This is a genomic window from Streptomyces sp. NPDC020747 (assembly GCF_044334695.1).
GTDB lineage: Bacteria > Actinomycetota > Actinomycetes > Streptomycetales > Streptomycetaceae > Streptomyces.
In genome coordinates this window covers 56,802-68,865 of record NZ_JBIRTJ010000008.1, presented here as the reverse complement: position 1 = coordinate 68,865, position 12,064 = coordinate 56,802, and the positions used below count along the sequence as shown (strand labels likewise).

Sequence of the window (12,064 nt, the reverse complement as noted above, 5' to 3'; positions counted from 1 at the left end):
ATCGGGCTCGCCGCTCCACGAGCCGCGCCAAGGGAACGGAGCCCCCTGTGACCACCACCGTCGTCAACCTCAAGGGCCGCATCCACGACTTCGGTCCCCGCCTGGAGCACGCCCCGGCGGACCTCGTGTACGTCGGCCGCCGCTGGACCATGGGTCACTGGGACCTCCCCCAGCACCCGCTCTACAACCCGTTCGCCTACGACACCGCCACCAGGAAACGCGACGGCACCCGTGCCGAGGTGATGGCCAAGTACCGGGCGTACCTCCTCGAACGCCCCGAGCTGCTCGCCCTCGTGCCGGAGCTGCGCGACAGGACGCTGGCCTGCTGGTGCGTGCCGGAGCTGTGCCACGGCGACATCCTGGCGGAGTTGGCCGACGCGGGATCGTAGGCCGCCGGGTCGGAATCCGTGGATCAGCGCTAGAGGATCATCACCAGGGAATCCGTGGATCACCGCTGGCCACCTCCCGGCCGCCCGCCCGCTCTCTCGTAGCTTCCGACAAACGGGCCCGTGGCGCTGGCCTGCGGGAACCGCCAGTAGAATCCGTACACGTGACTGCGCCCGCAAAGCCCCGTATCCCGAACGTCCTCGCCGGCCGCTATGCCTCGGCCGAGCTCGCCACGCTGTGGTCCCCCGAGCAGAAGGTGAAGCTGGAGCGTCAGCTCTGGCTCGCTGTGCTGCGGGCCCAGAAGGACCTCGGGATCGAGGTGCCGGACGCCGCCCTCGCCGACTACGAGCGGGTCCTCGACCAGGTCGACCTGGCCTCGATCGCCGAGCGCGAGAAGGTCACGCGGCACGACGTGAAGGCGCGGATCGAGGAGTTCAACGACCTCGCCGGGCACGAGCACGTACACAAGGGCATGACGTCCCGGGACCTCACCGAGAACGTCGAGCAGCTGCAGATCCGGCTCTCCCTGGAGCTGATGCGCGACCGTACGGTGGCCGTCCTGGCCCGTCTGGGCAAGCTCGCGGGCGAGTACGGCGAGCTGGTCATGGCGGGGCGCTCGCACAACGTGGCGGCACAGGCGACGACGCTCGGCAAGCGATTCGCGACCGCCGCCGACGAGGTGCTCGTCGCGTACGGCCGGGTCGAGGAGCTGCTCGCCCGCTACCCGCTGCGCGGCATCAAGGGCCCGGTGGGCACGGCCCAGGACATGCTCGACCTGCTCGGCGGGGACGCCGCCAAGCTCGCGGACCTGGAGCAGCGGATCGCTGGGCACCTGGGCTTCTCGCAGGCGTTCACGTCCGTCGGTCAGGTCTACCCGCGCTCGCTCGACTACGAGGTCGTGACGGCGCTGGTGCAGCTGGCCGCGGCGCCCTCGTCCACGGCGAAGACGATCCGGCTGATGGCCGGGCACGAGCTGGTCACCGAGGGCTTCAAGCCCGGTCAGGTCGGCTCCTCCGCGATGCCGCACAAGATGAACACCCGCTCCTGCGAGCGCGTCAACGGCCTGATGGTGATCCTGCGCGGCTACGCCTCGATGACGGGCGAGCTGGCGGGCGACCAGTGGAACGAGGGCGATGTGTCCTGCTCGGTGGTGCGCCGGGTCGCACTGCCGGACGCGTTCTTCGCGCTCGACGGTCTGCTGGAGACGTTCCTGACCGTGCTCGACGAGTTCGGCGCGTTCCCGGCCGTCGTCGCGCGTGAGCTGGACCGCTACCTGCCCTTCCTCGCGACGACCAAGGTGCTGATGGGCGCGGTGCGCGCGGGCGTCGGCCGTGAGGTCGCGCACGAGGCCATCAAGGAGAACGCCGTCGCCTCCGCCCTCGCCATGCGTGAGCAGGGCGCCGAGCGCAACGAACTGCTCGACAGGCTCGCCGCGGACGAGCGCATCCCGCTGGACCGCGCCGGGCTCGACGCGCTGATGGCCGACAAGCTGTCCTTCACGGGTGCCGCCGCCGACCAGGTGACCGCGGTCGTCGCCCGGATCGAGGAGATCGTGAAGCAGCACCCGCAGGCCGCGGGCTACACGCCGGGGGCGATCCTCTGACGCGGTTCACCCCCGCCGAACTGGAGGCCGCCCGCGACCGGCTCGTGCCGGATGTCGTCACGGACGGTCTCCAGGTGCTGTTCTGCGGCATCAACCCCGGACTCATGACGGCTGCGACGGGCCACCACTTCGCGCGCCCCGGCAACCGCTTCTGGCCTGTGCTGCATCTGTCCGGCTTCACGCCCCGGCTGCTGAAGCCGTCGGAGCAGGGCGAGTTGCTCTCGTACGGGCTCGGCATCACCAATGTGGTGGCGCGGGCGTCCGCCCGGGCCGACGAGCTGAGCGCCGAGGAGTACCGGGAGGGCGGGAGACTGCTCGCCGCCAAGGTGGAGCGGCTGAGCCCGCGGTGGCTCGCCGTGGTGGGCGTGACCGCCTACCGGGCGGCCTTCGACGACCGCCGGGCCAAGATCGGGCCGCAGGAGCGGACGTTCGGCTCGACTCGTGTGTGGGTGCTGCCCAACCCCAGCGGTCTGAACGCGCACTGGACGGCGGCGACGATGGCGGAGGAGTTCGGCCGGTTGCGGGAGGCCGCGCAGGCGTGACGGCTCACGGCTCACGGCTCACGGCTCACGGCTCACGGCTCACGGCTCACGGCTCACGGCGGGGCCAACTCCGTGACCAGCGCGAAGAGTTGGACTTCCAGTCCTTCCCTCGGCTCCGAGACTCCGACGGCTACCCAGCGCCCGGTGCCGTCGGCCTCCCACAGGTCCACGTATCTCACGTAGGCGCTGAGGTAGGCCCACGGCTTCGGTATCTGCTCGTCCGGGTCCTCGGAGCGCAGGAAGACACCGTCCAGGCTCGTGGGATGTGCCTTTCCCCAACGCTCGTTCAGCCGCTGGGCCACGCCCTCTCTGTAGGCGGTGAACTGGTCCGCGATCTCCGTCCGCTCCCCCTGGTCACCGGTCCCGAAGCCGTGCGTCGTCTCCAGCACCACCAGGTGGTAGCCGGGTCCCCCCGCGCCGATGTCCGACCAGCCGTGCGCCGCGGGGAAGTCCCGGACGCACAGCTCGTCGATCGTGGCGAGGTGTCGCTCAGTGGTCATGAAGTCCAGTAAAGCGGTCACCACTGACACTTGGCGGCCCGTCAGGTGACATCGGGTACCCGGGTTCACACGTCCCGACGGCGAACGCTCCAGGCTCCGGCCAGAAGCGCGCCCGCCGCCCACACCGCCGTCACCCCGAGCCCGGTCCACGGCCCGAGCACGCCGCCCCATGTCTCGTGCAGCGCCACCTGCCCCGCCTTGTCGGGCAGGAAAGCTGCGGCGCTCCCCGACACGTCCCCGATCACGAAGGAGACGATCAGGAGGAAGGGGATGAGGATGCTCAGTGTCGCGACACCGCTGCGCAGCAGCGCGGCCAGCCCGGCCGCGAAGAGGGCCATCAGGGCCACGTAGATCCCACAGCCCACGATTCCCCGCAGCCCTTCGCTCCAGCTCATCCCGCTCGCCCGGTCGCCGAGGACGGCCTTGCCCACGGCGAGGCTCACGCACTCGGTGAGTAGGCCGACGGCCAGGACGGGGGCGCCGATGGCTGTCGTCTTCGCCACGAACCACCGTCCGCGGTGGGGCACGGCGGACAGTGAGACCCGCAGGGCGCCTGACTGGAACTCGGACGCGACGGCCTGCGCGCCGAACCTGATCGCCGCTATCTGCCCGAAGCTGACGCCGAAGAACGCCGAGAACGAGGGGTCGAAGTCCGCGTCCGTGGAGTTGCCGAGGCCGGCGAGCGCGGAGAACGCCGCGGTGACGAGGACGACGGCACCCAGTCCCGCGACGAGCGACCGCAGGGTGCGGATCTTGAGCCACTCCGAGTGGAGCACGGGTGCGAACGGCACGGTCAGGCGTCCAGCGGCTGCGTTGGGGACTGGGCGGCGAACTCGGCCTCCGTGGCCGTCAGATCGAGGTAGGCCTGCTCCAGCGTGCCCTCCTCCGCCGCGAGTTCGAGGATGGGCACCCCCGCTGCGGATGTGAGGCGGCCGATGTCGTCCACGCGCGCGTGGCGCACGATCCACCGTTCCCCCTCCCCTTGCACAGCGGCGTACCCGTGCCGGGCGAGCAGGTCCCGGAGTGCCGCACCGTCCGTGGTACGGACACGTACACGGGGTTCCACGCGCGCGTGGACGACATCGGGCGCCGCGCGGGCAGCGGGCGACCCCGGCTTCACCGACCGGGCCCTGGTCGCCATCGAGGACACGGGCCGTGCCGCGCTGGAGGACCTGGAACGGGTGCTCGGCGTGCTGCGCGAGTCGGAGCGTCCCGCGAGCGGCCGGCCGACGCCGGTGGAGGCCGACCGGCTCCTGGAGTCGGCGCGCGCCTCGGGGGCGAAGGTCGACGCCGAGGCGACGGGCCCCGTGGAGACCGTGCCCGGCCCGGTCTCGCACGAGGGCTACCGCATCCTCCAGGAGTCGCTCACCAATGTGCTGCGGCACGCGGGATCCGTACCGGTCCAGGTCCGTATCGCCGTCGACGACGGGGCGCTCTCCCTGGAGGTGCGCAATCCGCTGACGGCGGACATACCGGGTCCCGGCCGGGGCAGCGGATTGCGGGGCATACGGGAGCGGGCCGCGCTGCTGGGCGGCAGCGCGCGGACAGGTCCGCACGAAGGTGACTGGCAGGTGCACGCCGAGCTGCCGCTACGCTGACCTACGCCGGCCGGGTGCCGGTCACCGTTCTGATTGTCGACGACGAACCCCTCGTACGCGCGGGTCTGCGTGCCGTTCTGGAGGCGCAGCCCGACATCATGATGGTCGGGGAGGCGGCCGACGGCGCGGCGGTGATCCCGCTGGTCCGGCAGTTGCGGCCCGACGTCGTCGCGATGGACGTCCGAATGCCGCTCCTGAACGGCATCGAGGCCACGCGCGCGGTGCTGCGGACGATCGACATCCCGCCGAAGATCCTCGTGGTGACGACCTTCGAGAACGACGAGTACGTGTACGAGGCGCTGCGCGCGGGTGCCGACGGTTTCCTGCTCAAGCGGGCCCGGCCGGCCGAGATCGTGCACGCGGTGCGACTGGTCGCCGAGGGCGAGTCACTGCTGTTCCCGGCTTCGGTACGGCAGTTGGCCGCCGAGTACGGGGACGGCGGCGGGAATCCCGCGGCCCGGGCCGTGCTGGACCGAGCGGCCCTTACCGAGCGCGAGGCGGAGGTGCTCCGGCTGATGACCCGGGGTCTGTCGAACGCGGAGATCGCCACGCGGCTGATCGTGGGCACCGAGACGGTGAAGTCACACGTCAGCGCCGTACTGGCGAAGCTGGGGGCGCGGGACCGTACGCAGGCGGTGATCGCGGCGTACGAGTCGGGGTTCGTGGCGCCCGGCTGATTCCGGCCTCGGGCGAGGAGGACGTCCCCGGCACTCGCCGGAGGCCGCCGCGCCGAGTACGATCCGCCCAACCAACACGCGTACTAGCTGGGAGGACGGACGTTGGGGCGGCTGACCGGCGGGGATCCCTCTCTGCTGCGGAGGATCAACTCCGCGGTGGTGCTGCACGCGCTGCGCGCCACGGAGTTCGCGACGCTCACCGAGATCACCCGGGTGACCGGGCTGTCCCGGCCCACGGTCGAGGGTGTCGTCGAGGGGCTCATCGAGGGCGGGCTCGTCGTCGAGACGGCGGCCGAGGAGGGCGCTGCCCGGCGCCAGGGCCGTCCCGCGCGCCGGTTCCGTTTCCGGGCGGAGGCGGGCCATCTGCTGGGCCTGGAGATCGGCCCGCACCGCGTGGCCGCGCTCCTCTCGGACCTGGACGGCCGGATTCTCGGCTCGCTCGCCAAGGACGTGTGCGAGACCGCGTCGGCGGACGAGCGGCTCGAACGGCTGCGTACGGCCGTCGCGGAGCTGCTGCGCCGTGCCGGGGTCGCGCGGGGGTCCCTGCGGGCCGTCGGCGTGGCCACGCCCGGGATAGTGGAGGCCGACGGCACCGTACGCCTCGGTACGGCGCTGCCCGAGTGGACGGGGCTTCCGCTGGGCGAGCGGCTGCGCCGTTCCTTCAAGTGTCCGGTGCTGGTCGAGAACGACGCCAACGCGGCGGCGGTCGCCGAGCACTGGAAGGGCGCGGCCACCGAGTCCGACGACATGGTGTTCGTGCTGGCCGGACTGAGTCCGGGCGCCGGATCCCTCATCGGCGGTCGGCTGCACCGCGGCTACGGGGGCGCGGCCGGCGAGATCGGCGCGCTCCACCTGCTGGGCCGCGAGGTCACTCCGGAGACGCTGCTGTCCACGACGGACGAGCCGCTGCATCCCCTGGACGAGCAGGCCGTCGCGGAAGTGTTCACCCACGCGCGTGAGGGCGACGAGCGGGCGCTGGCGGCCGTCGACCGCTTCATCCAGCGTCTGGTCCATGACGTGGCTGCGCTGGTCCTGGCGCTCGATCCCGAGCTCGTGGTGATCGGCGGCTGGGCGGCGGGCATCGACGGCGTATTGGAGCCGCTGCGCAAGGAGCTGGCCCGCTACTGTCTGCGGCCGCCCCGTGTGACGCTGTCGCTGCTCGGCGAGGCCGCGGTGGCGACGGGCGCGCTGCGGCTGGCGCTCGACCATGTGGAGGAGCAGCTGTTCGCGGTGGAGGGCACCGTGACGGCACGCCGCTGAACGGCTCCGGGAGGCGGGAAACGGAACGCGTCGCGACCCGGAGTCCCGGGGCGCGACGCGTACGAGTGGAGGACCGTCAGGAGGCGCGGCGCTCCGGGTCGTGGTGGATCTCCACGCCGCCCGAGTCGGCGAACGTCAGCCGGCAGGTGTCGGCACGGTACGTGGCGACGGAGACCGCGGCCGTGCCTCCCTCGGCGACGAAGCGGGTGGTGACGACGAGGACGGGCGCGCCGGGGAGCCGGTCCAGTTCCTTGGCGTCGTCCGCCCGGGCCGAGCCCAGCTCCACGGAGCGGTCCTGGCCCTCCAGGCCGAGGCGCTGGAGCTCGCGCAGCACGGCACGCGCGCGCGCGGCTCCCGAGGGCGCGTCGATGCCGGAGAGGTCGGGCACCGAGGCGGCCGGGATGTAGAGCAGTTCGGCAGCGACGGGCTGACCGTGTGTCATCCGGGAGCGGCGCACGACGTGCACCTGCTCGTCGGGCTCGGTCTCCAGGGCCTCGGCCACCGCCGAGGGCGGGGCCGCCAGCGTGCAGTCCGCGAGCTGCCAGGCGTCGCCGACCGCGCCCGGCCACGTGTGCTGCTCGGATCCGACGGCCACGCCCATCCGTGGCGGTGCCACGGTCGTGCCGACGCCGCGGCGGCGCTGGAGCCGGCCTTCCAGTTCGAGCTGCTCCAGGGCCTGGCGGAGCGTGGCCCTGGCGACGCCGAACCGGGCTGCGAGATCACGCTCGTTGGGCAGGATCTCGCCCACCGAGAACTCGGAGTCCAGTGCTTCGCTGAGCACGGTCTTGAGATGCCAGTACTTGGGCTCCGGCACCGTATCCAACTGCGTGGTCCCCACCGTGTCCTCCGCAATCGCCGTGTCCCGGCGGCTTTTAACGCCCTTGTTTATTAAAGGTTCCTGCACTATCCCTGTGACCATATGGCGGCCCCCACCCTTGGTCAAGACCAATCCTCGATCCGTTACAGCTCGCACAGGCGTGTTTGCACAGAGCGTTCATACGGCGTTCGCGATGCGCCGCTTTCATGACACAACGGCAAAGCCCCCGTCTCGTGGACGGGGGCTCGGGCCGGGCGGGGCGGGGCGGGTCAGTCGACGGCGAGCGACAGCAGCTTCTCAGGGTTGCGGATGATGTAGACGCACTGGATCCGGCCGTTCACGACGTCCAGTTGGAGGACGCTGTCGGGCTTGTCGCCGGACAGCACGAGGAGCGCCGGGCCGCCGTTGACCTCCAGGAAGCGGAACGATGCGTCCGCAATGCCCTTCTGCGAGATTCCGGCGATGAAACGGCCCACCTTGTCGGCCGACTCCAGGACCCGCAGCGGTGCCTGGGCCCGGCCGCCGCTGTCGCCCACCAGGCGTACGTCCGGGGCGAGCAGGGACATCAATCCCTCGAGATCACCCTCCGTCGCGGCGGCGAGAAACCGTTCGGTGAGATCGCGCTGTTCGGCGGGGTCGACCTCGTAGCGCGGCCGCTTCTCCTCGACGTGCCGGCGGGCCCGCCCGGCGAGCTGTCGCACCGCGGACTCGCTGCGGTCGAGCGTGACCGCGATGTCCGCGAACGGATAGCCGAAGGCCTCCCGGAGCACGAACACCGCGCGCTCCAGCGGCGACAGGGACTCCAGGACGACGAGAACGGCCAGGGAGACGGAGTCGGCGAGCACCGCCCGCTCCGCCGTGTCGGGGGCGGTGGCCCCGAAGTCGGTGACGTACGGCTCGGGCAACCAGGGCCCTACGTAGGCCTCCTTGCGGGACTGGACCTGCCGCAGCCGGTCGATGGCGAGCCGTGTCGTGACGCGCACCAGATATCCGCGCGGTTCGCGCACGTCGGAGCGGTCGGCGCCGGACCAGCGCAGCCATGCCTCCTGGACCACGTCCTCGGCGTCGGCCACCCGGCCGAGCATGCGGTAGGCGACGCCCGTCAGGACGGGCCGGTGTTCTTCGAAGACCTCGGTCAAGGTGTCGGTAGCCACGGCACCATCCCAACCCGACGCCTCGGGTCGTGTCCAGGCGAATAACGGGTGGTCCCGCACACGGTGGCCCCGCGTACGGGACCGGTCGGGAGGTGCACGGCAGGCGTTGAGGGCCGTACGCCCGAGAGGTGGAGGGCCGTACGCCCGAGAGGTGGAGGGCCGTACGCCCGAGAGGTGGAGGGCCGTACGCCCGAGAGGTGGAGGGCCGTACGCCCAGGAGGTTGGCGGCATCTGGGGGCTACCCGCGGGTAGTAATTGCTGACAAGCTGTCTAGGAGTCAGCCGGTCATCAGACGAGGAGCAGCTCCATGTCCGCCACGGTCTCCTTCAGCGTCCCCTCTCCGCGTGGCCCGCGGACCGTGACCCTCGCGTACACGCGCGTGGGCAGCGGCGAACCGCTCCTGCTGCTGCACGGGATCGGCCACCACCGGCAGGCCTGGGACCCGGTCGTCGACATCCTGGCGGCCGAACGCGACGTGATCGCGGTGGACCTGCCCGGCTTCGGCGAGTCGCCCGCGCTGCCGGACGGACTCGCCCACGACCTGTCGACGATGAACACCGCGCTCAGCGGGCTGTGCGAGGCGCTGGAACTCGACCGGCCACATGTGGCGGGCAACTCCCTGGGCGGGCTGCTCGCCCTGGAGCTGGGCCGCGAGAAGCTCGTACGGTCCGTCACGGCGCTGTCGCCCGCCGGGTTCTGGTCGCCGGTCGAGCGGCGGTACGCGTTCGGTCTGCTGCAGGCGATGCGGGCGGCCGCGCGGAGCATGCCGCTGCCGATGGTCGAGCGCCTGTCCCGGTCGGCGGCGGGCCGCACCGTGCTGACCAGCAGCATCTACGCGCGCCCCGGCCGCCGTTCACCCGAGGCCGTCGTCGCCGAGACCCTCGCGCTGGCCAACGCCCAGGGATTCGCCGAGACGCTCAGGGCCGGTGGCTCGGTGCAGTTCTCCGACGACGTCCCCGGACTCCCCGTCACCGTCGCGTGGGGCACCCGGGACCGGATTCTGGTGCGCCGGCAGGGGATCCGGGCCAAGCAGATCATTCCGCGGGCCCGGCTGGTGCGGCTGCCCGGCTGTGGGCACGTCCCGATGAACGACGACCCCGCGCTGGTCGCCCGGGTCGTCCTGGACGGCAGCCGCTGACCTGCCCCGCCTCCGCCGGCTCAACGCGCCCGATCCCAGGGCGACTCCGGCACCGACCAGGGCACTGCCGACGGCCTGTGGGGCCCCGTACGAGCCCGTTCCGACGATGGGCGCCGTGCAGGCCGCCGCGACGGGGATGAGCCCGGAGAAGAGCGTGGCGCGCTCCGCGCCGATGCGCTGCATGCCCATGTACCAGCAGACGAAGCCGATGACCGTGACGATCGCCGCCTGCCACAACAGGGCGGCGGTCTCGGTGGTGTCGGGTGTCCGCAGCCAGGCGCGGCCGTCGACGATCACCCCGGCCACCGCCGACTCGACGGCCGCGACCGCGCACACGGCGGCGGACAGCAGCCGCGGCCCGAGCGGCCGCAGCACGGGCACGGCGAGCACCGCGAAACCGACCTCTCCGACGAGCGCGCACAAGGAGAAGGCGATTCCGGCTCCGTCGGCGCGTCCCCACCCCTGGACGGCGAAGGCGCCGCAGGCCACCAGCAACGCCCCGTACAGGACGATCCGTTGGGGCCGGCGGCCCTCCAGGAGAGGTACGAGAACGGCCACGACGACCGGGGCGCAGCCTACGAAGACACCCGGTACCGCGGGTTCCGCCGTGCGTTCGGCCGCGATCACGGCGAGGTTGAACCCGACCATGCCGACGGCCGCGAGCAGCGCGAGCCGTGTCCACTGGGCCGGCGTCAGAGTGCGCAGGGGTGCCGCGCCGCCCCGTCCGACCAGCGGCAGGAGCAGCAGACAGGCGAGGCCGTAGCGGAGGAACTGGCCGCCCGCGTACGGGTAGTGGCCCAGGACGCTGTTGGCGGTGAAGGAGCCTCCGACGAGGACGCAGGCGAGGGCGGCGAGCAGGGCCCCGCGGGTGGTGGTGGCGTTCATGCCTGTGACGCTATGAAGGTCGGCGGCCCGGTTTAAGGTCCACTTCCATGACGTCATCGGGGACCAGTCCGGATGCGCCCGGAGCCGCGGGGTGGGCCGCCGCGTGGGAACTGCTCCTGCCGGCCGCCTCGGCACCGGCACGCGCGCGTGGCCGTTCGCTGCAGGCCGCGCTGCGCGAGGCGGTCCGTTCGGGGCGGCTGACGCCCGGCACCCGGCTGCCGTCCAGCCGTGAACTCGCCGCCGATCTCGGGGTGTCCCGGGGCCTGGTCACCGAGGCGTACGAGCAACTGACCGCCGAGGGCTATCTGCGCAGCAACCGGGGTGCCGGGACGTGGGTCGGCGGGGCCGTCCGGGCAGCCCTCCCACGCGCGCGGGACCTCGCTCCCCGCTCCCCCGGTGCCCGCGCCGACTTCCTGCCCGGAACACCCGACCTGTCGCTCTTCCCGCGCGCCGCCTGGTCGGCCGCGCAGCGCGGAGTGCTCGCCGAACTGCCGCACCACGCGCTGGGGTACCCGGACCCGCGCGGACTTCCCCGGCTGCGTACGGCTCTCGCGGAGCTGTTGGCCCGTCGCCGGGGCGTGGTCGCGGATCCGGAGCGGGTGATGGTCGTCTCCGGTGTGGCACAGGCGATGACACTGCTCGGATTCGTGCTCCACGCGCGCGGGGTGCGCACCGTCGGCGTGGAGGATCCCGCGAGCCCGGAGCACGGCGCCCTGTACGCGTCGGCGGGCATCGGCACCGTACCGCTGCCCCTGGACGACGAAGGGCTGGCCAGCGGGCCGCTCCGGGCGTCGGGGGTGCGGGCGGTGGTGACGACGCCGGCGCACCAGTTCCCGTCGGGGATCGCGTACTCCGCGCGGCGCCGCACCGAACTCCTCGACTGGGCGCGCGCCGTGGACGGGCTCGTCGTGGAGGACGACTACGACGGGGACTTCCGGTACGACCGGGCCCCGGTGGGCGCCCTTCAGGGACTCGATCCGGAGCACGTCGCGTACACGGGGTCGGTCAGCAAGTCCCTGGCACCCGGGCTGCGGCTCGGCTGGCTGTTGGTACCGGCGGCACTCGCCGAGGAGGTCGTCGAGCGCAAGCGCACGATGGACCTCGGCAATCCCGTCGTCGACCAGGCCCTGTTCGCCCGCTTCGTGGAGCGGGGCGACTACGACCGCCAGCTCCGCCGCTGCCAGCGCGCGTACAAGGAGCGCCGCGACACGCTGGTCGCGGCCCTGGAGGACCACTTTCCCGGCGCGGAGATCTCCGGCATCGCCGCCGGCCTCCATGTCATCGCCACGCTGCCCGACCGCTACGGGCCGCAGGACGACTTCCTGGTCTCCATGACCGCGGCCAAAGTCGCCGTACGCCCCCTCAAGGACTACACGTGGGCTCAAGCTGAGGGCGACAGGGTGCGCCTGGTGCTGGGCTACGCCCATGTCTCCCCGACCCGAATCCGGGAGGGGGTGCGCTTGATGGCGGAGGCGGCACGATCCAGGTAGGAGTCGCTCGTGT

General features: G+C 72.2%; 11 protein-coding genes and 3 pseudogenes. 8 read left to right on the top strand and 6 right to left on the bottom strand.

The window, feature by feature from the left end:
• The first annotated feature begins 47 nt into the window (after nt 1-47).
• The 3 genes from ACH4YP_RS21755 (at nt 48) to mug (ending at nt 2,532) form a co-directional block, all read left to right on the top strand.
• Nucleotides 48-389, top strand: a complete 342-nt coding sequence (locus ACH4YP_RS21755; protein ID WP_361054755.1) for a DUF4326 domain-containing protein — start codon at nt 48-50, stop codon at nt 387-389.
• A 161-nt stretch (nt 390-550) separates the two neighbouring features.
• Nucleotides 551-1,990: an adenylosuccinate lyase gene (gene purB, locus ACH4YP_RS21750; RefSeq protein WP_398491887.1), complete on the top strand. Its 1,440-nt coding sequence runs from the start codon at nt 551-553 to the stop codon at nt 1,988-1,990.
• Complete coding sequence (mug, locus tag ACH4YP_RS21745; RefSeq protein WP_361054822.1) at nt 1,987-2,532, top strand: G/U mismatch-specific DNA glycosylase; 546 nt, start codon at nt 1,987-1,989, stop codon at nt 2,530-2,532. The genes purB and mug overlap by 4 nt, the downstream gene beginning before the upstream one ends.
• 53 nt (nt 2,533-2,585) lie before the next feature.
• Here mug and ACH4YP_RS21740 read toward each other — a convergent pair whose 3' ends face one another.
• From ACH4YP_RS21740 to ACH4YP_RS21730, 3 genes and pseudogenes are all read right to left on the bottom strand, one after another.
• Nucleotides 2,586-3,032: a hypothetical protein gene (locus ACH4YP_RS21740; RefSeq protein ID WP_398491885.1), complete on the bottom strand. Its 447-nt coding sequence runs from the start codon at nt 3,030-3,032 to the stop codon at nt 2,586-2,588.
• Nucleotides 3,033-3,097: 65 nt separating this feature from the next.
• Nucleotides 3,098-3,823: an ABC transporter permease gene (locus ACH4YP_RS21735; protein WP_398491883.1), complete on the bottom strand. Its 726-nt coding sequence runs from the start codon at nt 3,821-3,823 to the stop codon at nt 3,098-3,100.
• Nucleotides 3,824-3,825: 2 nt separating this feature from the next.
• A pseudogene (locus tag ACH4YP_RS21730) lies at nt 3,826-4,116 on the bottom strand (ABC transporter ATP-binding protein); the annotation flags it as partial.
• On the opposite strand from ACH4YP_RS21730, the pseudogene ACH4YP_RS21725 reads away from it, so the two are divergent.
• The 3 genes and pseudogenes from ACH4YP_RS21725 to ACH4YP_RS21715 all read left to right on the top strand — a co-directional run.
• Nucleotides 4,112-4,630: pseudogene (locus ACH4YP_RS21725) on the top strand (sensor histidine kinase); the annotation flags it as partial. The pseudogenes ACH4YP_RS21730 and ACH4YP_RS21725 sit on opposite strands and share 5 nt — an antisense overlap.
• A 14-nt stretch (nt 4,631-4,644) precedes the next feature.
• Nucleotides 4,645-5,307: a response regulator gene (locus tag ACH4YP_RS21720; RefSeq protein ID WP_398491881.1), complete on the top strand. Its 663-nt coding sequence runs from the start codon at nt 4,645-4,647 to the stop codon at nt 5,305-5,307.
• Nucleotides 5,308-5,409: 102 nt separating this feature from the next.
• Nucleotides 5,410-6,567: an ROK family transcriptional regulator gene (locus ACH4YP_RS21715; protein WP_361054740.1), complete on the top strand. Its 1,158-nt coding sequence runs from the start codon at nt 5,410-5,412 to the stop codon at nt 6,565-6,567.
• Between the two features lie 76 nt (nt 6,568-6,643).
• On the opposite strand, the gene ACH4YP_RS21710 is transcribed toward ACH4YP_RS21715, so the two are convergent.
• Together ACH4YP_RS21710 and ACH4YP_RS21705 are read right to left on the bottom strand one after the other, a co-directional pair.
• Nucleotides 6,644-7,405: a GntR family transcriptional regulator gene (locus ACH4YP_RS21710; protein ID WP_398492206.1), complete on the bottom strand. Its 762-nt coding sequence runs from the start codon at nt 7,403-7,405 to the stop codon at nt 6,644-6,646.
• Nucleotides 7,406-7,653: 248 nt separating this feature from the next.
• A complete protein-coding gene (locus ACH4YP_RS21705; protein WP_398491879.1) occupies nt 7,654-8,538 on the bottom strand; it encodes an RNA polymerase sigma-70 factor in 885 nt (294 codons plus the stop codon).
• Between the two features lie 307 nt (nt 8,539-8,845).
• On the opposite strand from ACH4YP_RS21705, the gene ACH4YP_RS21700 reads away from it, so the two are divergent.
• A complete protein-coding gene (locus ACH4YP_RS21700) occupies nt 8,846-9,676 on the top strand; it encodes an alpha/beta fold hydrolase (RefSeq protein WP_398491877.1) in 831 nt (276 codons plus the stop codon).
• A 96-nt stretch (nt 9,677-9,772) separates the two neighbouring features.
• Here ACH4YP_RS21700 and ACH4YP_RS21695 read toward each other — a convergent pair.
• A pseudogene (locus ACH4YP_RS21695) lies at nt 9,773-10,561 on the bottom strand (EamA family transporter); the annotation flags it as partial.
• A gap of 47 nt (nt 10,562-10,608) precedes the next feature.
• On the opposite strand from ACH4YP_RS21695, the gene ACH4YP_RS21690 reads away from it, so the two are divergent.
• Nucleotides 10,609-12,051: a PLP-dependent aminotransferase family protein gene (locus ACH4YP_RS21690; RefSeq protein WP_398491875.1), complete on the top strand. Its 1,443-nt coding sequence runs from the start codon at nt 10,609-10,611 to the stop codon at nt 12,049-12,051.
• Nucleotides 12,052-12,064: the final 13 nt, after the last annotated feature.